Source organism: Halorubrum alkaliphilum (genome assembly GCF_017873815.1).
In the GTDB taxonomy this organism is placed as follows: domain Archaea; phylum Halobacteriota; class Halobacteria; order Halobacteriales; family Haloferacaceae; genus Halorubrum; species Halorubrum alkaliphilum.
Window position 1 is genome coordinate 41252 of record NZ_JAGGKQ010000005.1, and the last position, 22485, is coordinate 63736.

General features: G+C 65.4%; 17 protein-coding genes. 4 read left to right on the forward strand and 13 right to left on the reverse strand.

Translation table 11 applies throughout. The features are described 5' to 3' along the window. Positions 1-177: 177 nt before the first annotated feature. From J2751_RS04915 to J2751_RS04940, 6 genes are all read right to left on the reverse strand, one after another. The gene (locus tag J2751_RS04915) at positions 178-1287 is read right to left on the reverse strand and encodes a transposase (protein WP_209483743.1); all 1110 of its coding nucleotides are present in this window, start codon (positions 1285-1287) and stop codon (positions 178-180) included. A 656-nt stretch (positions 1288-1943) separates the two neighbouring features. Continuing rightward, positions 1944-3278, reverse strand: coding sequence for an ABC transporter ATP-binding protein (locus tag J2751_RS04920; protein ID WP_209483745.1), 1335 nt, complete (start codon positions 3276-3278; stop codon positions 1944-1946). Next, positions 3271-4317, reverse strand: coding sequence for an ABC transporter ATP-binding protein (locus J2751_RS04925; protein ID WP_209483747.1), 1047 nt, complete (start codon positions 4315-4317; stop codon positions 3271-3273). The genes J2751_RS04920 and J2751_RS04925 overlap by 8 nt, the downstream gene beginning before the upstream one ends. After that, positions 4317-5501 carry an ABC transporter permease gene (locus J2751_RS04930; protein ID WP_209483749.1) on the reverse strand — a complete coding sequence of 395 codons (1185 nt, stop codon included), beginning with the start codon at positions 5499-5501 and terminating at the stop codon, positions 4317-4319. Before J2751_RS04930 ends, J2751_RS04925 begins: the two co-directional genes overlap by 1 nt. Positions 5502-5516: 15 nt before the next feature. Further along, positions 5517-6491 carry an ABC transporter permease gene (locus J2751_RS04935; RefSeq protein WP_209483751.1) on the reverse strand — a complete coding sequence of 325 codons (975 nt, stop codon included), beginning with the start codon at positions 6489-6491 and terminating at the stop codon, positions 5517-5519. A 46-nt stretch (positions 6492-6537) separates the two neighbouring features. Beyond that, the gene (locus J2751_RS04940; RefSeq protein WP_209483752.1) at positions 6538-8400 is read right to left on the reverse strand and encodes an ABC transporter substrate-binding protein; all 1863 of its coding nucleotides are present in this window, start codon (positions 8398-8400) and stop codon (positions 6538-6540) included. Positions 8401-8649: 249 nt separating this feature from the next. On the opposite strand from J2751_RS04940, the gene J2751_RS04945 reads away from it, so the two are divergent. Further along, on the forward strand, positions 8650-9147 hold the full coding sequence (locus tag J2751_RS04945) for a LabA-like NYN domain-containing protein (protein WP_209483754.1): 498 nt from the start codon (positions 8650-8652) through the stop codon (positions 9145-9147). 17 nt (positions 9148-9164) lie between these two features. Here J2751_RS04945 and J2751_RS04950 read toward each other — a convergent pair whose 3' ends face one another. The 6 genes from J2751_RS04950 to dapA all read right to left on the reverse strand — a co-directional run bounded on the left by J2751_RS04950 (position 9165) and on the right by dapA (position 15435). Continuing rightward, positions 9165-10358, reverse strand: a complete 1194-nt coding sequence (locus J2751_RS04950) for a M20/M25/M40 family metallo-hydrolase (RefSeq protein WP_209483756.1) — start codon at positions 10356-10358, stop codon at positions 9165-9167. Between the two features lie 83 nt (positions 10359-10441). Further along, on the reverse strand, positions 10442-11398 hold the full coding sequence (gene dapF / locus J2751_RS04955; RefSeq protein ID WP_209483758.1) for a diaminopimelate epimerase: 957 nt from the start codon (positions 11396-11398) through the stop codon (positions 10442-10444). Then, on the reverse strand, positions 11395-12741 hold the full coding sequence (lysA, locus tag J2751_RS04960) for a diaminopimelate decarboxylase (RefSeq protein WP_209483760.1): 1347 nt from the start codon (positions 12739-12741) through the stop codon (positions 11395-11397). The genes dapF and lysA overlap by 4 nt, the downstream gene beginning before the upstream one ends. Next, positions 12738-13577 carry a 2,3,4,5-tetrahydropyridine-2,6-dicarboxylate N-succinyltransferase gene (locus J2751_RS04965; RefSeq protein WP_209483762.1) on the reverse strand — a complete coding sequence of 280 codons (840 nt, stop codon included), beginning with the start codon at positions 13575-13577 and terminating at the stop codon, positions 12738-12740. Before J2751_RS04965 ends, lysA begins: the two co-directional genes overlap by 4 nt. A gap of 92 nt (positions 13578-13669) precedes the next feature. Further along, complete coding sequence (gene dapB, locus J2751_RS04970) at positions 13670-14461, reverse strand: 4-hydroxy-tetrahydrodipicolinate reductase (protein WP_209483764.1); 792 nt, start codon at positions 14459-14461, stop codon at positions 13670-13672. After that, entirely contained in the window at positions 14458-15435 is a 978-nt protein-coding gene (gene dapA, locus J2751_RS04975; protein WP_209483766.1) for a 4-hydroxy-tetrahydrodipicolinate synthase, read from the reverse strand. The genes dapB and dapA overlap by 4 nt, the downstream gene beginning before the upstream one ends. Before the next feature lie 344 nt (positions 15436-15779). On the opposite strand from dapA, the gene J2751_RS04980 reads away from it, so the two are divergent. After that, entirely contained in the window at positions 15780-16601 is an 822-nt protein-coding gene (locus J2751_RS04980; RefSeq protein ID WP_209483768.1) for an HD domain-containing protein, read from the forward strand. 16 nt (positions 16602-16617) lie between these two features. On the opposite strand, the gene J2751_RS04985 is transcribed toward J2751_RS04980, so the two are convergent. Beyond that, positions 16618-18009, reverse strand: coding sequence for an aldehyde dehydrogenase family protein (locus tag J2751_RS04985; RefSeq protein WP_209483770.1), 1392 nt, complete (start codon positions 18007-18009; stop codon positions 16618-16620). 122 nt (positions 18010-18131) lie between these two features. Between J2751_RS04985 and J2751_RS04990 the strand changes: the two genes are divergently transcribed. Together J2751_RS04990 and J2751_RS04995 are read left to right on the forward strand one after the other, a co-directional pair. After that, entirely contained in the window at positions 18132-21875 is a 3744-nt protein-coding gene (locus tag J2751_RS04990) for a tetratricopeptide repeat protein (protein ID WP_209483772.1), read from the forward strand. 7 nt (positions 21876-21882) lie between these two features. Continuing rightward, positions 21883-22416 carry a PUA domain-containing protein gene (locus J2751_RS04995; RefSeq protein ID WP_209483774.1) on the forward strand — a complete coding sequence of 178 codons (534 nt, stop codon included), beginning with the start codon at positions 21883-21885 and terminating at the stop codon, positions 22414-22416. Positions 22417-22485: the final 69 nt, after the last annotated feature.

The following is a 22485-nucleotide window of genomic DNA, read 5'->3' on the forward strand; positions in this document are numbered from 1 at the left end:
AGACTTTCGTCGAGGCAGCTACGACGGAGTTGGCTCCGGGATCACAGCGAGTGTAACTTTTCTCCCAGTGCTGGATGATCGAAGGATGCGAGGGAACGCCGTCAGGCGGCGTTCCCGAGCAATACCTCTCAAGAAACCGCTCACTAACCGGTTTCCCGGTCGGAATGAAAGGCTAGCTTAGCCGTAGTCTGTCAAGATGAGTCGCCGAAAGATCCGCGTCGAAATCGGCGGTTTCTCCGGTTGGATCTTCCCAGCAACAAGGATGTTTGCGAGCACCCACAGGTTGTACAGCGCGACAGCGAACAGAAAGTAGAATAACCGAACCGAGAACGTCGGCGACGACGTTCTCGGGAGGAAGTCACCGATCTGTCGATAGGACGTTTCTATTCCCCAGCGGCGGCGGAACGCCGCCGCGTACGCTTTCGCTGTTGAAGAATCTACGTCCAAGCTCGTGACAAACCAAACGTGTTCGTCATCGTCCGAACGGTGCGGAACCGCGAAAACCGTCACATCGACCGACGCTGTCGGTGGACGCTTTCGCTGCATCGTGTAGTCATCGACGACCGTCTCAGCGCCGGCGCTGAGACGGCCTTTCATCCCACTGCTCGGGCGTGCACGAACGATGTAATCCACGCCTAGTTGTTCCAGCTCCGAGACGACGTGAACTTGATAGAATCCACGGTCAAGGTAGACCTGTCGAATCGAGACGTATTCACGAGCCGTTTCGACGAGGGAACGAACGGCTTCGCGCTTGGCGCGAAAGCCGTTCGCATCCATCGGGAGCACAGCAAGTGTAAACCGAGTACGGGGAGCAACGATACAGAGCGTTGCGAAGCAAAACGCTCTGTTCGTTCCCAGATCAGGATAGGTCGTTATCACGTGGTCAGTGTCGGCTGAGCCGTAGAACCGCCACTCATGGAGATCGATGGCGACATCGACGAACGCGGGAAGTCGCCGCTGTGCTCGGAGGACTTCGAATAGTCGATCCCGGACGCCATCGAACTGGTCGTCGATGGCGTCCGTCGAGAGGTTTCGCAGGTGGTACAGCAGCGATTTGGCGAGGGAATTCCGAGCAGTGGATGTGATGTCGACCTGTTGTTCCCGATCCAGTTGGAGCGTCTTCCCACCCGTGTTTGCAAACTCCTGATCGAATGCGATCCGAGAGAGGATTTCGAGAAAATCCTCTCTCGTGTACTTGCCGCACTGTTTGACCCCAAAATCCAGCTTGGGGAACAGCAACGTCGAAGCAGCGTTACAAACCTGTTTTGCCTCGGCTGTCTCAACCATACTCAAACTCAGGAGCGAATCAAAATGAATCTCAGTTAGGTTCGGCAACTACTGTGAAGGGCGAGGATTCCCGCGTGGGGCATCGGGCCGTTCCCAAGCCCCCGAGGGCAACTTTCCTCCCACGAAGGGAGTACCGGGTTCGTGCGCTCCACGTCAGGGCGATGAGCGCATGGTGACGCTGACTCGTTGCGAGTTCCCCCGCTTGTGGCGCTCCCTGCGCCCAGTCCCAAACGGACTGTGCGAACGCGAGGATTCACGCACCTCGTTTCGAGGAGCCTGACACGGGTCGTGCCATCGACCATACTCCGCCACACCGCTTCGTGGCGAAGTGCAACCGCGAACAGGGTGTGCTTTGGTTAAGCCGTCACCCCCTCCCGTACACGAGCGTTACCACCCGTCCCAGCGGGGTTATGGGTTCTGTGAGGACGGCGAACGAATCTCAACCACGTACTCCCCACCTCGTTGTGAACCGAGATGGTGGGCGTGGAACCGTCCGTGTCGGCGGGAAGCGACCCCGGATCTTCCGATTGATACTTTACGCGATTGGCTTGCTACTATGTTCTATGCCGAGATTCTTGATAATGTCGGTTGTGTAGGGTTTGTCGGATTCATCCCCGCGCTAAAGCACGGGGCTTTCTCCTTGACTTACGTAAGGATCAGTCGTCCGCGGCGGCCGGCGTGACGACGCCCTCGCGATCGTGAAGCAGACACGCTGATTCGTGGTCGTCGGCGTGGCGAGTCCGATCGGGCACCGTTTCCTCACAGGGGGTAGTGAACTCGCTCGTGAGCACCTCTCCTGCGCCCTCACTATCGCCGTCGACCACGCGGTCGAGCGCGTTCTTCAGCGCCGTTTCCGCTTTCGCGTCCGATAACTGGTCCTCCAGATCGAACTCCGTCCGGAGCTGTGACCTGATCCCGGTCCCGTCGGAATCCTCGGCGACTCCGAGGTTTTCCCGCATCGATTCGACGTCTATCGCTCCGGCAACGAGTCGATCACGAAGGGTGAGAAGCCCGCGCCAGTTCGATTGATCGATATCGAGTCCTTCAGGCTGGATAACCCGGTGACAGCGCGTGTGGAACCGGCAGCCGCTCGGCGGATCCGTCGGGCTCGGAACGGTTCCCTTCAGCTCTATCCCCTTGGCGGTCGAGCGAGGATCCGGGGTCGGTATCGCCGAGAGCAACGCCTCGGTGTAGGGATGCTGTGGATCGGCGAACACTCGATCCGTCGGCCCTATTTCGACGATCTCGCCGAGGTACATGACGGCGACCCGGTCACACACCTTTTTTATAACCGACATATCGTGGCTGATGAACAGCAACGAGAGGTCGAACTCCGCCTGTAAGTCCTTGATGAGCGTTAGGATCTCCGCCTGGATCGAGACATCGAGTGCCGACACCGGCTCGTCCGCGACGATGAGATCCGGGTTCAACACGAGGGCTCTGGCCAGCGCGATCCGTTGTTTCTGTCCGCCGGAGAACTCGTGTGGATACCGATCGTAATCCGATGCCGAGAGGCCGACTCGTTCGAGCAGGTTTTCGACTATCTTCCGTCGACGACGCCGATCTGACATGCCGTGTACTTGTAGCATCTCGGCGACCGAGCTACCGACTTTCACTCGCGGATCGAAACTCGATGAGGGGTCTTGGAAGATCATCTGTGCGTCCCGACGGAACGCCTTCAATTCTCTGTCGCTGAAGTTCGTGATATCGTTCGAGTGGACTCCGTCGGCATTCGTACTCCCCTTGGATCGATCACGGCCGTTGAAGATCACTTCACCGGAGGTCGGTTCCTCCAAACGAATGATCGAGGTCGCAGCCGTTGACTTCCCACACCCCGACTCGCCGACGAGTCCGAGCGTTTCTCCCCGGCCGATGTCGAAGCTGATGCCGTCGACGGCCTTGGCCGCACCGACCTGTCGGTTGAACAGCCCTTTCTTGATCGGATAGTGTTTTTTCAGGTCGCGAACGGACAACAACGGCTCCTCAGTCATCGGCCGAACCGACCTCCGTCGTGTCCGGCTCCGTGTTCTGAATGCCGTCACGGATCACGGAGTCGTCATGGGCCGGTCGATAGTAGACACAGGAAGCCTTCTGTCCCGGATTCACCTCGACCTCCTCCGGCTGTTGCCCGGTCCGACACGCGTCGATCGTGTGGTCACACCTCGCGGCGAACCGGCACCCGTCCGGAGGATCATGTGGATCAGGGAGTTTCCCCGGTATTCCACCCGTGTTACCGCCGATATCCGGGAGACAGTTCAACAGCTGTTGTGTGTACGGGTGTGCCGGGTGATCGAAGATGTCCAACACGCCACCACGCTCCATTACCTTGCCCGCGTACATCACGATTATCCGGTCCGCGATCTCGGCAACGACGCCGAGATCGTGGGTAACGAACAGGATCCCCATGTCGAACTCCTCCTGTAGGTCGTCGAGTAGGCGGAGGATCTGTGCCTGTACCGTGACGTCGAGCGCGGTCGTCGGCTCGTCGGCGATCAACAGATCCGGGTCGCCGACGAGTGCCATCGCGATCATCACTCGCTGTTTCTGCCCTCCCGAGAACTCGTGTGGGTGATCGTCGAAACGCGAGCTCGCGTTCGCGATCCCCACCTTGTCGAGCAGATCGACCGCCTTCGCTCTCGCCTCCTCGTTGGAGACGTCACGGTGGATCTGGAGCGCCTCCATGATCTGCCAGCCGACGGTGTAACAGTGGTTCATCGCCTCTTGGGGGTTCTGGAAGATGTGTGCGATCTCGTATCCCCGGATGTCGCGAAGTTCCGGTTCGCTCATTTCGAGCAGGTCCTGCCCCTTGAACCGGACCGACCCCTCGACGTGACCCGGGGGAGATTTGACGATCCGAGTGATCGACTCCGTTGCGACCGTCTTTCCGGACCCGGACTCGCCGACGATACACACGGTCTCGCCGCTGTCGACGCTGAAGTCGATCCCGTCGACCGCCATGAGCTCTCCGTCGTCTGTGCTGAACGTCGTCGTGAGGTCTTCGACCTCGAGTAGTGGTTCTGCGGTGGACATTATTCGCTCTCGGCCTCCGCTTCGGGGTTCAACGCGTCCAATAGCGCGTCACCGAGGAAGTTGAACGCGAGGATGGTCAGGAACAGGACGATCCCGGGTGCCAACACGATCCACGGGGCGAACGCGAGGTCGCTGCGTCCCGCGGAGATCAACTGCCCCCACGAGGGGATGTTGGAGTCCCCGAGCCCGAGGAACGCCAGCTGGGCCTCCGCCAGCAGGAACCCGGGAATCAGCAGGGTGAGTTGGGTGATGATACTGCTTGCCGTGTTCGGGACGACGTGTTTACGGACGACCCGGTACGTGCTCGCACCGCTTATCCGACTCGCCTTGATGTACTCTTCCTCGGAGACGGACAGCGACTTACTGCGAACGTATCTCGCCGTCCCACCCCATGCGAACAGCGAGAACACGAGGATGAACATTCCCAGTCCCGCACCGTAGATGTACAGGATGAGCAGGAACATCAGGAGCGTCGGGAACGAGAGGATGATGTCGACGAACCGCATGAGGACCTCGTCGACCCACCCGCCGGCGTACGCGCTCACCGTTCCGAAGGAGATCCCGATGGCCGCAACGATCGTCGTCGTAATAAACGCGATCTGCATGCTGATCGTCATCCCGTAGATGATGCTGGTGAAGACGCTCTTTCCACCCCGAGTCGTCCCGAGCGGGTATTCCCAAGTTCCCTGACACTGCCCGCCAACGATGTCACCGACGCAGTTGGCGACGTTTGCCGCGTCGACCGAGAGGAACACCGGCGGCTGGTGTCCGATGAGGATGTCCTGTTCGGGAGCACTTATGACGAGCGGACCGAGCAGTCCGCCCGCGAACACGATCAGGAGCCAGCCAAGACTGACGACCGCGGGCCGGTTCCGTTTGAACTCCTTCCAGTAGTATTTCGTCATCCGCGGATTCTGGGCGAGCGGCAGGATCAAATAGAAGAAGAACAGCAGTAGCGTGAAGATGAAGAAGTAGTCTAACGACTCAAGGTTCCGGCTCAGGCCGATGAACTCGAAGGTGTCCGTTCTATCGCCGATGAACCGCCAATCGTAGAGCCCCAACAGGACGACCGGGAGCGACGTGATCACCATGCCGATCGAGTTGATCGACAGGTCGAGTCGTCCGGACTCCGAGAGCTCGCTCCAGTCGACCTGATCGAAGCGTTCCGGTTTCTTCGTTGCCATATCTATTGCCTCCGATTATCTGTCATCGTAGCTGATCCGCGGGTCGAGTATTGTGAATACGAGGTCCTCGACGAGGTTCCCGACGACGGCGATGAACGTGAACACCAGCGTCGCGCCCAACACGAGGTTCGTGTCCTGTGCAACCAATGCGTCGAACGTCAAGCGACCGAGCCCGGGGATGCCGAACACGACCTCCACGAGGAGCGACGACCCGAGGAACAGCGCTAGTAGCTGTCCCACGAGAGTCGTCGAGAGCGGCACGAGCGTCGGACGCATCACGTGATACGCGTACGCCCGAAGCGGTGAGACGCCCTTGGCCTTCGCGGTCTTCATGAAGTCGGAGTTCTGGAACTCCGCCGACTCGTTACGTGAGACGCGCATCGTCGCGCCGATCGAACCCGTGACCAGCACGAACACGGGGATGATCAGCTGGATCACGTTATCGAGGCTAAACAGCGGAACGCTCGTGTCGTAGACGACGGGGATCACGTCGAGCCACACGCCGAAGATCAGCAGCAGAATGATCCCGAAAAAGAAGTTCGGGATCGCGTAGCCGAAGAACGCGAAGCCGGTCGCTGCGTGGTCCTTCCAACTGTACATGTTCGCCGCCGAGTAGACCCCGACGATCGGACCGAGTATCACGGTCAGGATCGTCCACGGGATCGAGTACTGTGCGGTGTAGTACAGACCCTCCCACAGTGCCTCGGTCACCGGCTGACTCCGGTGCTGTGACCAGCCCCAGTCGAGCGTATAGACGCTCTGGAGGAAGTCCAGATACCGAACGTGGAGCGGCTCGTTTAGCCCTCGAAGCTCCCGTTCGCGTTCGGCCGCGGCCGCCGGGTCACCGCCCTGTAGCGCCGCCTGCGTCGCCGCCTCGCGGATCGACGGGTTCGGTGCGGCTGCGAGCAGGACGAACGTGATCGTGACGATGATAAGCGAAACTACTGCGGCCCACGCGACGCGAGCAGTAATGTACCTTCCAAGTCCCATTTGAATCGTTGTGTCTAAGTATAAACCGGATTAGGATATCGGGGAGTTACTCGTAGGTCCAGACCGGAAGGTCCCAACCGTTCGAGAAGTTCTCGATCGGTCCTTCCAGTCCCTCACGGTAGCCGATGAGGTCATCGCTGAACAGAAGCATGATGTACGGCTGCTCCTCCGCGAGGTTGATGAACAGCTCCTCGAGGATCGAGATGAGTTCGTCGCGGTCCGTCGCCTGCCGCATGTCGGCGAACAGCGATTCCGCGTCGAACTCAGGATAGTAACCGACCGGGTTGTACTGCGCGTTCGCGCCGTCGAAGAACACCTGATTGGTAAGCGGGTTGCGTGGGTACGTGTTGAGCCCGTAGACGATGGACATATCCCAGTCCTCGTTGCTCGTCGCGGAGCGCGGACCGGGATTGTTGGGCCCCGGACTGACGTCCGTGTCCCACGAGACCTCCTCGCCGTTGACCTCGTCGGTCAGACCGTCTTCCGCGGGGTCCGCGGTCCAGAACTCCTCGCCGAACCGGGTACCGTCGATCGCCTCGACGTTCACGTCGATGCCGAGGTTCTCTCCCATCTCCTCGGAGATGAACTCCGCGGTGAGCTGGGAGGTCTCTTGGCCGGCGCTGTGGTAGATGTCGAGTTCGACCTGGTTGCCGTCGGGATCGACTAGCTCGTCCCCGTCGAACTCGTAGTCGTACTCCGACTGGTCGATGGCTTCCTGTGCCAGATCCCGGGCGAACTCCCGGCCGTACTCGTCACCCATGCCGAACTGCGGGAGGTCGTCGTCGCCGGGGTAGAAGTCGGTGAAACGCGGCTGCCACGTGTAGTGTGGCTGCGCGAGGCCACGGTACACTCCGTCTATCAGTTCCTGCTTGCTGATTGATGCGTTGACCGCCTGCCGGAACTCCTTGTACCGGAAGAGGTTCCCCGGTCCCGTGTTCCAGCCGTTGTCACGCATGTTGACCGAGAGGATCGTGTTGTACGGCGTCGGGACCTGATTGACGTAGACGTCGTCGCGGTTGTCGTACTCCTCGTATCGTTCGGGCGGGATGGCGGCGCTGTCGACTTCGCCGGTTTCGAGCGCGCCGAGCCGCGAGGACTGTTCCTCGAGGTACGTGATCGATCCGCCCTCGAAGTACGGCGCGTCGTCGAACTCGTCCGGGAGATCGTCCGCCTCCTGTAGGTAGTAGTCGTCGTTTCGACTGTACTGGGTTCCGCTCCCACGGTTCCACTCGTCCATCACGTACGGGCCGAGATTGCCGCTGAACGTGAGTTCGAGCAGCTCCTCGTCCTGTTGCATCCCCTCCACGTCCTCGTCCTCGACGTACGGTTCGATCAGATCGCGGGGGATCGGATACAGTAGCGGGTCGAACGTCTCCGGCCAGAGCAGATTGGGACTCTCGAGGGTCGCTTGGAACTCGAGTTCTCCCGTCTGCTCGACGTCGACGCCGCCCCAGTTGATCGTGGCCGCCGAGTTTGCCCAGTCGCTCTGGTGGACCTCCTGAATGAGGTAGACGAAGTCCTCCGCGGTCACCTGTCCGTAGGGATCGCTGAACTCCAGGTTGTCGCGCACCTCGAACGTCCACACCGCTCCGTCCTCGGTCGAGAGGTCGTAGAGCAGCGGCACGACTTCGTTGTCCTCGTTGAAGGTGTATCCCTGATCAAGAGCACGCGCAATCGCGTTACCGGCACCGTTCTCGGTGTTGTATATCGGGTTGAGCGTCTCGAAGCTCGCTGCGGCCGCGGTGTCGTACGTGTCCCGATCCTCGTCTCCACCCGCTTCGTCTTCCTCGTCTTCCCCACCAACACAGCCGGAGAGCGTTGCGATACCGCCGATGCCGAGCGCGGAAAGCCATTCGCGTCGACCGAGGTGGCGCGGGTTATCAGCGCCGCCATTGTGTCGCTGTGACATACCAAATCGCAGTAAACACATACACAAAAAAGTTCAGATACACTGATCGATCGCCGCTACTCCGGACGGATGGGGTCGTGTATCGACTTCGTTCGGCCCTTCTCACGGTGAGACGGTCTCGACATCGTCGATCGGATAGTAGCGTCAGGCATGCTGCGGTTCACGGAGGCGGGAGCGGTCGCGATTCCGTGGGAGGCGGTCGTCGGCGTGGATCCCAAAACCCTACTTGTTGCCGGTGAACCTGTCCGTATGACCGACGTTCATTCGGCCCAGCGGGTCGGCGTGCTCGCCGATTCCCAGAACCTGTATCACACTGCACAGAGCCTCTATTCACGGAACATCGACTACTCCGCGCTTCTGGAGGAAGCGGTCCGTGATCGCTCGCTGGTTCGCGCGATCGCGTACGTGATCCGTGCGGACTCCCCCGAGGAGGAGAGTTTCTTCGAGGCGCTCCGCGACATCGGCTTCGAGACCAAGATCAAGGACATCAAGACGTTTGCGGACGGTTCGAAAAAAGCCGACTGGGACGTCGGGATGAGCCTCGACGCGGTCACGCTCGCGAACCACATCGACACGATGGTGCTCGTCACCGGCGACGGCGACTTCGCACGTCTCTGCTCCCATCTCCGTCACGCGGGCGTCCGCGTCGAGGCGATGGGCTTCGCGAACTCGACTGCCGACGAGCTCGTCAACGCGGCCGACGAGTTCGTCGACCTCTCGGAGCGTGAGGACCGATATCTCTTATAAGTAGTCGACGACTACCCTCACAACACCGTCTCGATGACGTCTGCGACCGTCGCGGCCGCCACCTCGACCTCCCGAACGCGAACGTACTCCCGCTCGGCGTGGGCCACCGCGCCGTCGTCGTCGGCGAGGTCTCCAGGACCGAACACGACCGTCGGGGCGGGCGCGAAGTACGAGGCCTCCGTCGCCGCACCGAACGGGCGGACGCCGCCGCCCCGACCTTCGGGCAGCCCGGCCGTTTCCGTCGCCTGCCGAACGGCACCCGTAACCGCGTCGACGAACGCGTGGTCCGGATCGGTCGAGAACGCCTCCAGGAACGGGGACGCCCGCTCCGTGAGATCGAACCGGACGTCGACGTCGTCGGGAGTCTCCGACCGTACCGCGGCCGCGAGTTTCGCCCTGAACTCCTCGGCCGTTTCGGGCGGAACGCTTCGGCGGTCGACCGTGATCGCACAGTCGGCTGGCACCTGATTCGTCGCCGATCCCCCTTCGATGACGGTTGGGGTGAGCTTCGGTGACCCCAACTGTGGGTGATCGTCGGCGTCGGCGTCGAACGTTCGGATCGCGGCGAGCGCGCCCTCCGCGGCGGCGACGGCGTTGGCTCCCGCGAACTCCGCCGCGTGCGCCGCGACTCCGGAGAGTTTGACGCGGCCCTGAAACCGACCCTTCGCGGCCGTACAGACGTCGAGGCCGGTTGGCTCGCCGACGAGAAACAGATCGCCGTCGAGCCGATCGGCCGTCCCAGGAAGCCGACCGGTGAGCGACGCCGCGCCGAGCGAGAGTGCCTCCTCGTCCGGCGTCACCGCCAACGTGACTCGGCCACGAGTCGGCTCGGCGGCGAGGAACCCGTACAGGAGCGCGGCGAGCGGCCCCTTGGCGTCACAGGATCCGCGACCTCGGATGACGTCGGAACTCGACCCGTCGGAGCCGCGTTCGAAGGGGACGTTGGGAGTGACGGTGTCGATGTGGGTGTTCAACACGAGGTGTGGCCCCTCGTCCGGCGACGTCGAGACCGAGCGGGCGAGGACACAGCCGTCGTCGTCGGTCCTGACGTCGACGTCGAATCGTTCGAGGGTCGACACGAGTAGCTCCCGCATCTCGCCCACGTCCTCGTGGGAGGGCGTCGCGACAGCGTCCTCCAAGAATCCGATCGGGTCGAAAGAAGCGGCATCGAGCCGTGGCGGCCCGACTCCACCCGGCTCCGTGCTCGTCATGGTTCGAGAGTCGTCATCGTTCGTGGTTCGTCGTCATCCGGACCTCGTCGTCATCCGGACCTCGTCGCCATCAGAGATCCTCCTCATCGCGGGTCGGCCGTGACGCGCCCGGAGAACTCGTGGGCGACCGGGCCGGTCAGCGTCGCCTGCTCCCCGTCCGGGACCGTGATGGTCAACTCGCCGCCCGGCGGTCTGACCACCACGGTGTCGCCGTCGATAAGTCCGAGACGGGCGGCGACGGCCGCGATGGCGACCGCACCGGTTCCACAGGATCGGGTCTCCCCTTCGACGCCGCGCTCGTACGTCCGCTGGTCGATGACCGGGAGTTCCCTCCCGGTCGCTTCATCGCCGCTCGATCCGCGGTCGACGACCGCTGCGAGGTTCACGTTCCCGCCCTCGGGGAAGACGTCGGCGTGACGAACCGGCGGTGCGACCGTTTCGAGGTCGACCGCGTCGATCCCGTCGGCCGAACCGACTCCCGTTGCCGCGTCGCGGCCCCCATTAACGAACGCAACCGCGTGAGGGACGCCCGTGTTCACGGCACTGACGGTCAGTCCCTCGATCGACTCCTCGATCAGCGGGTCGTCGCGCGCGACCGGAACCGCACGCGGCGCGAACGCCGGCGTTCCCATCTCGATGGTCGCCTCGGTCCCGTCCGTACTCACGGTCGCCCGGCGGGTCCCCGCCTGCGTGTCGATCATGAACTCGTGGTCGCCGGTTCGATCGTGTGCCCAGCGGGCGACGACGCGCGCGCCGTTCCCGCACATCGCGGCCGTCGATCCGTCGGGCTGGACGAGCGTCATCACGACGCGGGTCGGCCGATATCGGTCCTCGACGCTTACGAACAGGACGCCGTCCGCGCCTCGACGGTGGGATCCGGATTCGCCGCCGAACGACTCGGGGTCGACGCCCGTCTCGCGGTCGCAGTGGGTGCGCGCGAACGCTGCCCGATCACGGACGCTCCGGACGTCGGCGTCGACGACGAGGAAGTCGTTTCCGGTCCCGTGGTACTTCTCGACCGGAACTGCGTGAGTGCTCATCGGCTCTCCCCCGTGGAGTCGTTTTCGGTCCGTTCGACCGTCGTCAGATCGGTCAGGGTCTCCCGTCGGCGAGCGATCGTAGCCATGCCGTCATCGAGCGTGACTTCCGCCGGCCGCGGTCGTGAGTTGTATTGGTTTGCCATCTCGTATCCGTACGCGCCCGTGATCCCGACCGCGAGGAAGTCTCCTCGGATCGGATCCGCGAGCGATCGGTTCTTACAGAGCGTATCGCCGGTCTCACAGATAGGTCCGGCGACCGTGACAGGGGTTGCCGGGCGTTCGTCGGGGGCGGTCGCGCCCGCCGCCCCGCCGAGGTTCCGGATCGGGTGGTATGCGTCGTACATCGCCGGACGGAGTAGGTCCGTCATCCCGGCGTCGACGCCGACGACCGTCCCGTCCGGAGTCGGCTTGACGGTGTTCACTCGTGCCAACAGGACGCCCGCGTCGGCGACGACGTATCGGCCGGGCTCGATCGCGAGGTCGACGCCGGCCGGGAGCGGTCCGACGGCCTCACGGGTCGCATCCGCGACCGCATGGAGATCGAGCGGCGGGGCGTCCTCCTCGTACGGGACGCCGAACCCGCCGCCGACGTCGACGTAGTCGAGATCGAGGGGTCGAGCGTCGCCGCCGGCCGACCCCGTCTCCGCTCGCGGTTCCACGAGCTCCCGGGCCAGCTCGCCCATTCGAGTCACCAGCTCGCGGTGGCTGTCCAGTTGGTCCGGGTCGATGCCGGATCCCGCGTGTGCGTGGATCCCGACGAGGTTGAACCGGTCGGCCGCCGATCGGGCGACCTCCGCGGCGCGATCGTACGGAACGCCGAACTTCGCGGCTGCGCCTGTCCGAACCTTCTCGTGGTGACCCGCGCCGACACCGGGGTTCACGCGGAGACAGATCCGGCCGTCGTAGCCGCGCTCCGCCAGCCGATCGAGGGTGTCGACCGCGCCGACGGTGACCGTGACCGCCGGCTCTGCCGCCGTGATGCCGACGACGTAGTCGAGGTCGCGAGCGGGCGGGTTGACCGCGGTGTAGTGGAGTCGCTCCCCGTCGAAGCCGGCGGCGAGCGCGCGGTCGACCTCCCCGGCGGAGGCGCACTCGGCGTCGAGGCCGGCCTCTCGGACCGTCTCCAGCACCGACCGTCCGGTGTGTGCCTTCACCGCATACCTGACATCCGCGTCCGGAAAGGCGTTGCGGAGCCGCTCGCAGTTCTCCCGTACCCGGTCGAGGTCCTGTACGTACAGGGGCGTCCCGTGTTCGGCCGCGATTTCGTGGAGCGCCCCGGCCTCCCAGTCGCTCACGCGGCGGACGGGCGGACCTGCCGAGGACGCCGCGTCGTCGTCGCTCATTCGCGGAGGGCGTCCTCCCGTCGCGTCGCTTCGAGGGTGTCTTCCTCGACGTGCGTCGCGACGACGGCGGGTTTGTACGCGCCTCCCTCGAACAGATCGTGGTCGCCGACGGACGACTCGACCATCCGCGTGAACGCGCGGCGCTCGGCGGGCAGGTGTCCGTAGAGTATCTCCTCCTCGACGAGGTCGTAGACGGGGATCCGGGGAGTAAGAAGGGTGTTCTCGCCGACGATCGAGTTCTCCCCGACGCGGAATCCACTCGTGACGCGACAGCCGGCACCGAGCGAGACGCCGTCCTCGATGATGACGGGTGCGTCCTCGACCGGTTCGAGCACCCCGCCGATCAGGGTGTTCGCGCCCAGCTTTACGTCCGCGCCGATCTGTGCACAGGAGCCGACGGTGTCACAGGAGTCGACGAGCGCGCCGTCGCCGACGTACGCACCCATGTTGACGAACGACGGGCTCATCATGATACAGTCCTCGCCGAGATACGCGCCGCGGCGGATCGCGGTCCCGTCGGGCGTGTTCCGGGTGCCGCGCTCGCCGAGGTCGGCGGTCTCACGGAGCGGTAACACGTCGTAGTAGGTGACGCCGCCGTACTCGCGCGCTTTGGTCTCCCGGAGGCCGAAGTTGAGCAGGATTCCGCGTTTGACCCACTCGTTTGCCGCCCACGAGGTGACCGCGTCGCCGGTCTTCTCCGCGGCCCGAACCTCGCCGGCTTCGAGTGCTTCCAAGAAGGCTTCGAGGACCGCATCGTCGTTATCGGTCGTCTCGTCGGCAGTGAGGCCGTCCTGATAGCGGTGCCAGAGGTCGGATACGTCGGATTCGAGCGTCATTTGTCGTGTTGTGGATGAGTGTCGGTATTTATCCGTCGGTCTCGGTATGCTCGTCGGACATCACTCCGCGTGAGCGTCGTTCGACGTGAACGTCATTCGTCGAGCACGTCGTCGAAGTCGTACCAGCCGGCGTCGCGGCCGGAGAGCCACGCCGCGGCGTCGAGCGCCCCCTCCGCGAACACGCCGCGGTCGCCCGCGCGGTGAGTCAACTGGAGCGTCTCGCGGTTGCCCGCCAGCAACACCTCGTGTTCTCCGGTCACGTCGCCCGCGCGCCGGGCATGGACGCCGATCTCGCCCTCCTCGCGTGGGGCGTCGCCCTCGCGTCCGTGGACGCGGCGGTCGAGGCCGTCGCGAACGCTCTCGACGTCGCCGAGGAGCGTCTTCGCGGTGCCCGAGGGGGCGTCACGCTTCCCGTTGTGATGGGTCTCGGTGAGTTCGATGTCGTAGCCGGGAACCGCCGCGACCGCCTCGCGGACCGCCCGACGGAGTGCGGCGACCCCCCGAGCGAAGTTGGCCGCTTTTAAAAGTGGAACCGACGAGCTCGCGGCGTGGAGCCGACCGATCCCATCGTCGTCGAAGCCGGTCGTTCCCGTGACGACGGCGACGCCGGCGCCCGCAGCCGCCTCCGCGTACGACACGGCCGACTTCGGACCCGTGAAGTCGACCAGAACGTCCGGATCGGTCTCCGAGAGCAGGTCGGGGAGTCGGGCCGCGTCGGCGACCTCGACGCTCCCAACAGGCTCCGTCTCGGTACGGTTGACCGCGGCGACGACCGCCGTGTCCTCGCGGGCCGACGCTGCCTCGATCACTTCACGACCCATGCGTCCGCCCGCACCCGTGACGAGGACACGGAGATCGCCGGCGTCTCTCCCGTCGGTCGTCATTCGACGGCCTCCACGGGGTCGGGCGCGTCGCCCTCGTACTCGGCGAGCAGTTCCCGGAGCGATTCGCGCCGCCCCTCGGAGAGTCGAGTGAGTGGCGATCGAACGGCCGGACCGCCGCGACCGCGAACGTACATCGCCTCCTTCACCGGGATCGGGTTGGTCTCGACGAACAGCTCGCGAACGAGCGGCGCGAGCTCGTGGTGGAGCTCGCGCGCTCGGTCGTAGTCGCCCGAGAGCGCCGCACCGACCATCGCACAGGACCGCTCCGGCTCGACGTTGGCGACGACGCTTATCGTTCCGGTTCCGCCGACCGAAAGCGTCGGGAGCGTGAGCCCGTCGTCGCCCGACAACACCGAGAACCGCTCGTCGCGGGTGCGCTCGACGATCTCGCTGATCCGGTTCAGGTCGCCGGACGCCGCCTTGTATCCCAGCACGTTGGGGTGTTCGGCGAGTTCGACGGCGACGTCGACGGGGATCGTCCGACCCGTTCGCGAGGGAACGTTGTAGACGATCTGCGGGAGGTCGACCGCGTCCGCGATCGTTCGGTAGTGTTCGAGGAAGCCGGCGGCTTCGGGCTTGTTGTAGTACGGCGAGATGAGCAGCAGCCCGTCCGCCCCCGCGTCGGCGGCCCGGCGGGACAACGAGAGCGCCTCCGCGGTGTTGTTCGAGCCGGTGCCCGCGATGACGGGTACGTCGTTTAGCGCGTCACGCACGGTCTCGATGACCTCCACGTGCTCGTCGTGTGTCATCGTCGCCGACTCGCCGGTCGAGCCGGCGGGCACCACGCCATCGACGCCCGCGCGCTCGAGGAACCGGGCGTTGTCGGCGAGCTGTTCGTGGTCGATCTCGTTCGAGTCGGTAAAGGGGGTCGTCATCGCTGGGTACACCCCCTCGAAGGGTTCGGACGTTCGGTCTCCTCCCGTCGATTCGTCGTCGGTCGTATACGGTGTGGTGGTCGTCGTTGGGGTCGTCATGGCTGGGTCGTGTCGGGTTCGGTATCGGTGGATGGTCAACGGTCGCACGTGAGTCCGAGGTCGTCCGGGACGGGGTCGCCACTCCCGCCTGTGGACGCGTCACGCGCGTTTCTTCGAGAAGAGCCGCGTCGCTGCCGGCGTCCGCGAACGGCGTTTCGACGCAGTGGCGGTCACGGCCGGAGGTACGGCGGTTTCATTCTTATACGTTGTGTCTCGATCCAAGTTCTGCCGACGAAACGGGCGAAACGGGACGGGACGGGACGGGACGGGACGGGACAGGACGGGTGAACGTCGTCTCCGGACGCCACACGTTTTTACGAGACGAACGCCACTGCTGACATCTGATGAGCAAGCCAGCGGACGACGAACACGTCGAACATCGCGAGTACGACCCCGAAGCCGACCACGCGTTCCCCGACGAGCGGCTCAACGAGGTGCTCGATCGGGTCCTGACCGATCCGGAGATCACGACGTATCTGGAGGCACAGAACGTCAATCCGGTCGCCCGGAAGGGCTACAACGACCACGGCGAGAAACACGTCGAGATCGTTCGCGACCGGGCGCTCCAGCTCTACGACCTGCTTAAAGACGGCGGGGTGGAGTTCAACGGCGCGCGACAACAGGGGCTCGACGAAGCGGACGAGCCGGTGATCATCGTGCTGGCGGCGACTCTCCACGACATCGGCCACGTCGTCCACCGTGACGACCATCCGTACTACTCGATCCCGCTCGCCGCCGATATCCTTGATCGGATCCTCCCCGAGTTCTACGACGTGCCCGAGCAGGTGCGGGTGAAAGCCGAGGTGCTCCACGCGATCCTCTGTCATCACACCGAGGAGGAGACGCTGACGCTGGAGGCCGGCGTCATTCGGATCGCCGACGGACTCGACATGGAACGCGGTCGGTCGCGGGTTCCCTACGAGAAGGGGGGTCGTGGGATCAACACCGTCTCCTCGCAGGCGATCGAGTCGGTCGTCCTTCGACCGGACGAAGAAACCTCCGCACAGGTGGAGATCCGGATGAACAACGCTGCCGGCGTGTATCAGGTCGACTCCCTGTTGAAAGCCAAAGTCGAGGGGTCGTTGCTGGAGGACGAGGTCCGCATCGTCGCGATCAACACGAAGGAGAACGGCGGCGAGGCGATCGTCGAACGGATCGAGCTGTAGCGACGGCTGTCGCGGCTCAGGGCCCTCGCCACGTCTCGTTCACGCCCGATCGGCCGCTCCGCTCCGTCGGCTCGACGTCGGTCGCCACGGGCGTCGTCTCGACGAAATCGTCCACGGTCAGTCCGCCGTCGAGTTGGCTTCCCTCGTCGGCACCGCCGCCGATCACCGGCGCGAACGCGAACCCGTTCTCCGGCGATCCGATGGTCGCGATCCCGGGCTGATTGACGACGATACGGCCGACACGGAGGACCTCTACCGCCCGTTTCACGCGTCGTTGACGGGTCGTGTGAACCGCCGCCGCGTGTGATCCCCCGAGGTCGGCCGCGAGCGACAGCGCTGACCCGAACCCGTCCCGCTCGTGGACCGTGATTCCCGGGATCCCCGGCAGCGTCGCCAGCGGGTCGTCGCGATCGACCGGGTCGACGACGAGGAACGCCGCGGTCCGCGCGTCCGGCGGGACGTCGAGTTCCGTCGTAAGCCACCGCGGGGAACACCCGCGTGTGGACTCCGGAACCGTTCCGTCGCGTGAGACCAGCGTTCGGAGTGCGTCCGTCTCGCGCTCCGAGAGGACGTATCCCCCTTCCGATCGAAGCTCGGAGATCACGTCGGCGCGAGCGTCGCTCGTCGTCACCAGTGCGGCGTCGGCGGCGGGGTGGGCACCGAAGTCGTACGTCGCCCCGACCGCGACGCTCGTCGCCACCTCGGCGGCCGGAACGGTGCCGTCGGCGACGGCGACGAGCCCGTCCGCCGAGGTACAGTAGTTGGGAGTCCCACACCGCTGTCCGGCGGCGACGGTCGCCGCCGAACCGGGCGCACAGACCATATCTGCCGACTCGAACAGGGAGTCAGTCGCGGGCTTGGACGGGGGTGCCGGCACCGTCGAGACGAGCTCCGGCGGAACGCCGACGTCTGCCAGCGCGTCCCGGATCGTCCCGACGACGACGTCACAGGTCTCGATCGTCGACGGCGACGGCGCGAACACGATCGGGTTCCGTCCGGCGAGTGCGAACAGCGAGACGACGGCCGGAACGACGACCGGATGCGTGCTCGGCACCGCGGTACCCACGACGCCGACGGGTCGCGCGATCGTCAGGGTCCCCGCCCGGTCGTCGCGGTCGACGACGCCGACCGTGGACTCCGTGCGGACGTCCCGCCGAGCACCGCCGATCGCGGTCGCGATCTTCTCGGCCTTCGCGCCCGGGTGTCCCCGTCCCGTTTCGTCGGCCGCAAGTCGGCCGAACCGGGCCGCTGTCTCCGGATCCGCCAGCGTCTCCCCGACGGAGTCGACGACCCGGAATACCGTTCGCTCGTCCGCGTTCGCGAACTCGGCTCCGGCCGACCGCGCGTCCGCGACCACGCTCGCGACTCGGCCGTCCGATCCGGTCTCCGTGGTAGCGTCCCCGTTCATGCCCGATTCTCGCTCACCCGCACCCATATTCTCACCCCGTGACGGATTGTGTCAGGGCTCGACCCATCACCTCGGCGAAGAAACAGTTATGAAGGTGGGAACTGCTACCGACCAACGTACCTATGGAGGACCTCCCGGCGCTGGTCGAGGTGGTACAACGCCGGCTCGATTTCCTCGAAACTCTGGTCGGGGAGCCCCTCCGAAAGCACGAACTGGTCGACGCGCTCGACTGCTCACGGTCGACGGTGAATCGCGCGATCGACGAGCTCGAAGCCGAGACGCTCGTGACTCGCGAAACGGACGGCTATCGAACGACGCTCACCGGCCAGCTCCTATCGACGGGCTATCGGCGGTTTCTCACCGCCGCGACCGATGTCGACGCCGCTCGCGACGTACTCTCGCCCCTCGGGGCGGACGCGGACCTCTCGCCGACGGTCCTTCGCAGCGCCGACACGTACCGAGCGGCGGGTCCCGACCCGTACCGACCGCTCGAACGACTGGATCGGGCGGTCGTCGACGCCGATACGGTCGACGCCGCCCTTCCGACCCTTCCGTATCCCCGGCTGCTCGACCGGTGCCGAGCGGTCGCCGCCGGCGGTGGTGCCGTCCGTCTCGTGATGGACGACGAGCTGTATCGTCACGCTCGGACGCGTTTCCCGGCCGATGTAGCGTCGCTCGCGGGTCAGGACGGCGTCGAGATACGGGCCGGCGGGACGATCGACGTGGGCCTCGTCGTCGCCGACGGGACCGTCATCACCCTCGTTTTCGATGAGGAGAGGAGCCTCCACGGCATCACGGAGTCGAGCAGTCCCGAAGCCGTCTCGTGGGGTCGCGATCGGATCCGGTCGCTCGCCGACGCCGGTGACAACGTGGGCGACGAGCTCGCGGGGCTGGCGTCGGCGAGCAACGCCGGCGAGGTCGGTGGGACCGAGGACGGTGCGGCTGGCGGAGCAGCCGACGGGGGGGACGGCGAGAGGGACGGCAGGACGGCTGGAAGGAGATTCGTCGGAACGACCGGTAGTGTGGGCTCCGAGACGCTCGCGAGCCAGGGGTTCCTGACGCTGGACGACGACCGGCTCGACGGGAACCCGGAGCCGATCGGTCCGCTCAGAGCCCCCGCCTCGTTCGCTGAGGTCGCGGCCGGATACGTCCTCGACCGTACCGTCCCCGGAGAGACCGGCCGGTACTCGCTCGACGACCGCCTGTTCGAGGGGCTCTCGGACGGACGAGACCATCTGCTGGTCGGTCCCGCGGGGAGCGGAAAGAGCACGGTCTGTCGGAGCGTCGCGGTTCGATGGCACCGATCCGGCCGCGGACCGGTATTGTACCGTCGAGGCGATTCCGAGGAACCGTTTACCGCGGTCGAGAGCCTTCGAGAACGGATATCGAACGCCGAGGGCGACGTGCTCGTCGTCGTCGAGGACGCCGTCACCCCGGCAGCGGCCCGGACGATGGCCGTCGCGAGGGGACTCGCTGGCCGATCGAACGTCTCCTTCCTGTTCGACGCACGGCGCGACGCGTACGACGACCCCGACGGACTCCCGCTCACGCCGGCGGACCTAGCGTACCGGCGGCGTATCGAGACGATCCGGATGCCACGACTCGACGAGGGGGAAGTCGAACGGTTCATCGACCACGTTGCCGACGTCACCGGGGCGTCGCTCGCGACGGATTCGGCGGCCCTACTCGGGACGATCCGGGGCCGTAACGCCGGCGAACCGGGCAGCGACCCCGGCGGTCGTGACGACTCGGACGACCCCGCCACCGCACCTGCCACTGACGGCCAAGGCGAGGTCTCCAGACTGATCCACCGGCTCGCCTCCGCCGCCACTCGCCCCGGCGACGAGCGCGGAACGCTAAGCTCACTTGAAGGCGAGATAGCTCGGATCGTCAGCGACCTCGACGAGCGACCGCCCCCCACGATGGATGTCGCGGTCCTCATCAACCTGCTCAACGTCGCCGGATTCGACGACGTCCGCTCGCTCGCATACGTGCTCTTGGACGCCGGATCCGCTCGTGACGCTGGACCCTCCCGTGCTACGGGATCCGCCCGTGACGCCGGATCCGAACCGACCGACTCGGAGGCGGTTCGTCGTGCGCTTGATCGGCTGGAGGGCACGGTCCTGATCCCCGAATCCGACGGATCGACCCGGATGGTTCATGAGGAGTGGTCCGTCCTGTTCTTGGAGCGACTGCTCGACCGAGAGCCGGAGCCGGTCGTCGCCAGACGCGTCGGTCGAGTGTTGAGTCGTCTCCTCTCGCTGGCCGACGAACCCGCGAGACGGTCGCGTATCCGGCGCGCCTTCGGCGGTGACGCCCCTGCGATCGACGACATCGAGGCGGACCCGGTCTCGTGGGCGGAGACCACGGTCACCGCGGTGTACGACGTCGGTCGGTCGTATCCTCGTCTTGCGGGGTTGTACGGCCGGGTCCGGTACTCGTGGATCGATCTCCCCGAGGCCTGCCCCGACGACCTCCGGGAGCGTCCGCCGGAGTGGATCACGCGGATGTACATCGATGCCGGCGACCTCGACCGCGCGACGGAGGCGCTTGACGCGTGGCGGCCCGCCTCGGCGGCCGGAGAGGCGAAGCGCCAGCGCGGGTTCGGTGACGTGGCCCGGCGTCGAGGCGAGCACGACACGGCACTGGACCACTTCAATCGGGCGATAACCCTGTTTGAAGACACCGGAGACCGGGAGGGGCTCGCCGACGCCGTTCGCGGCCGGGGACAGGCCGCACACTTCGCTGGCGAGTTCGAGACCGCGTACGAGGCCAGCTCTCGGGCTTACGCGCTCGCGGCATCGCTCGACGATCCGATCGCGGTCGCGAAGAGCCTGATGAACGTGGCGAACGCGCTCGACGCCATGGGCGACTCCGAGACCGTGATCGCCCACTACCGGCTCGCACATGAACTGTTCCAGACGTACGATGACGTCCATGGCGAGGCGAACGTGTCGACGAACCTCGGCGTGGCGCTCCGACGCAGGGGCGATCTCTCCGGGGCAAGACGGGCTGGGAGACGAGCGCTCGAAGGGTACCGGACGGTCGGTGACACCCACCGGGAAGCGATCGTCCTGGTGAACCTCGGCGCGATCGCCGAACAGCGGGGGGAACTCGGCACGGCACGGGAGCGATACCGGACGGTCGAGTCGCTGGCGGAGCGAACCGGCTCGGAACCCCACCGGGGGTTCGCCCTGAACGGACTCGGATCGGTCGCGCTCCGGGAGCACGCGCTCGACGAGGCCGAGCGACTGTCGCGGGACGCACTGGCGGCCTTCGAGGGGATCGACGCCGACCACCGAACCGCCATGGTGTCGACACAACTCGCGGAGATCGCCGTCGAGCGAGGCGACGCCAACGAGGCCGAGCGATGGCTCTCCCGGTCGGCGGAGCTGCTCGACGACCACGCGGGTCGTAAACGTACTGCGGCCCTCAACCACGTACGCGGCAGGAAGCTCAGGCTACAAGGGGACCTCCCCGCGGCCGAACGCGCGCTCTCGTCCGCTCTCGAGGACGCCGAATCAGGCGGATTTATGGACCTAAAAACGCGGATACTCGCTACGCTCGGCCAGATCGCTGCCGAGCGGGGAGAGAACCGGATCGCGGTCGATCGGCTCGTGACCGCTATCGAGCAGGGGACGGTCTACGAGTGTGAAACGGGCCTCTCCGACGCGTCAGACGCGTTGGAGTCGCTGGTGCCCGATCACGAGTTGCCGGGAGCCGACCGGGAAGCGACCGGAGCGGATGTCGTTCGGGAGGCGATCGAGGCGGTCGGCTCCGGGATCGAGATCGACGACGACGCGTGTCGCGAGTTGGCCGAACGCTGGCGGCTCGTGTCGCAATCGCTTTCCGCGCGGCAGGGGTAGCGCGAGTATGAGCGACAGCGAGGACCTCGCCGACCTGCGGACGGGTGCCGACTACCAGTTCGGTGCGGGGGCCGGCGAAGCGCTGTTCCCGTCGGAGGGGACCGTGACGATCCGGCGGTCCAGCGGCGGACGACCGCGACAGATCATCGACGGCGACGTCGACGACACGCCCGGCAGTCCCGAAGGGGACAGGCTGGTGTCGTACGGCACCGACGGGCGGTTCACCCTCGGGATCACGGGCGCGAAACGGCTCCAAGCCGCGTTCCCGGACTCGACACACCGGATCGTCGTCGGCTCCGAGAGCGAGCCGTACGTGCGGGACGGCCGAAACACCTTCGCGAAGTTCGTAACCGCGGCTGACGAGGGGATCCGCCCCGGCGACGAGGTGCTCGTCGTCGACGGCGACGACACGCTGTTCGCCGTCGGGCGCGCCGAACTATCGGGCGCGGAAGCGCTCGCTTTCGAGAGCGGCGTCGCCGTCAAGGTCCGCCACGGCGTCGGTAACGATGTACCTGCCGAAACCCTCCCCGAGGATCTCTGACGCGCTCCCGCCGCCGAAGGCGCGAGTATTCCTCTCACAGACGGATCAAGTTGAGTTCCTCAGGGGTGA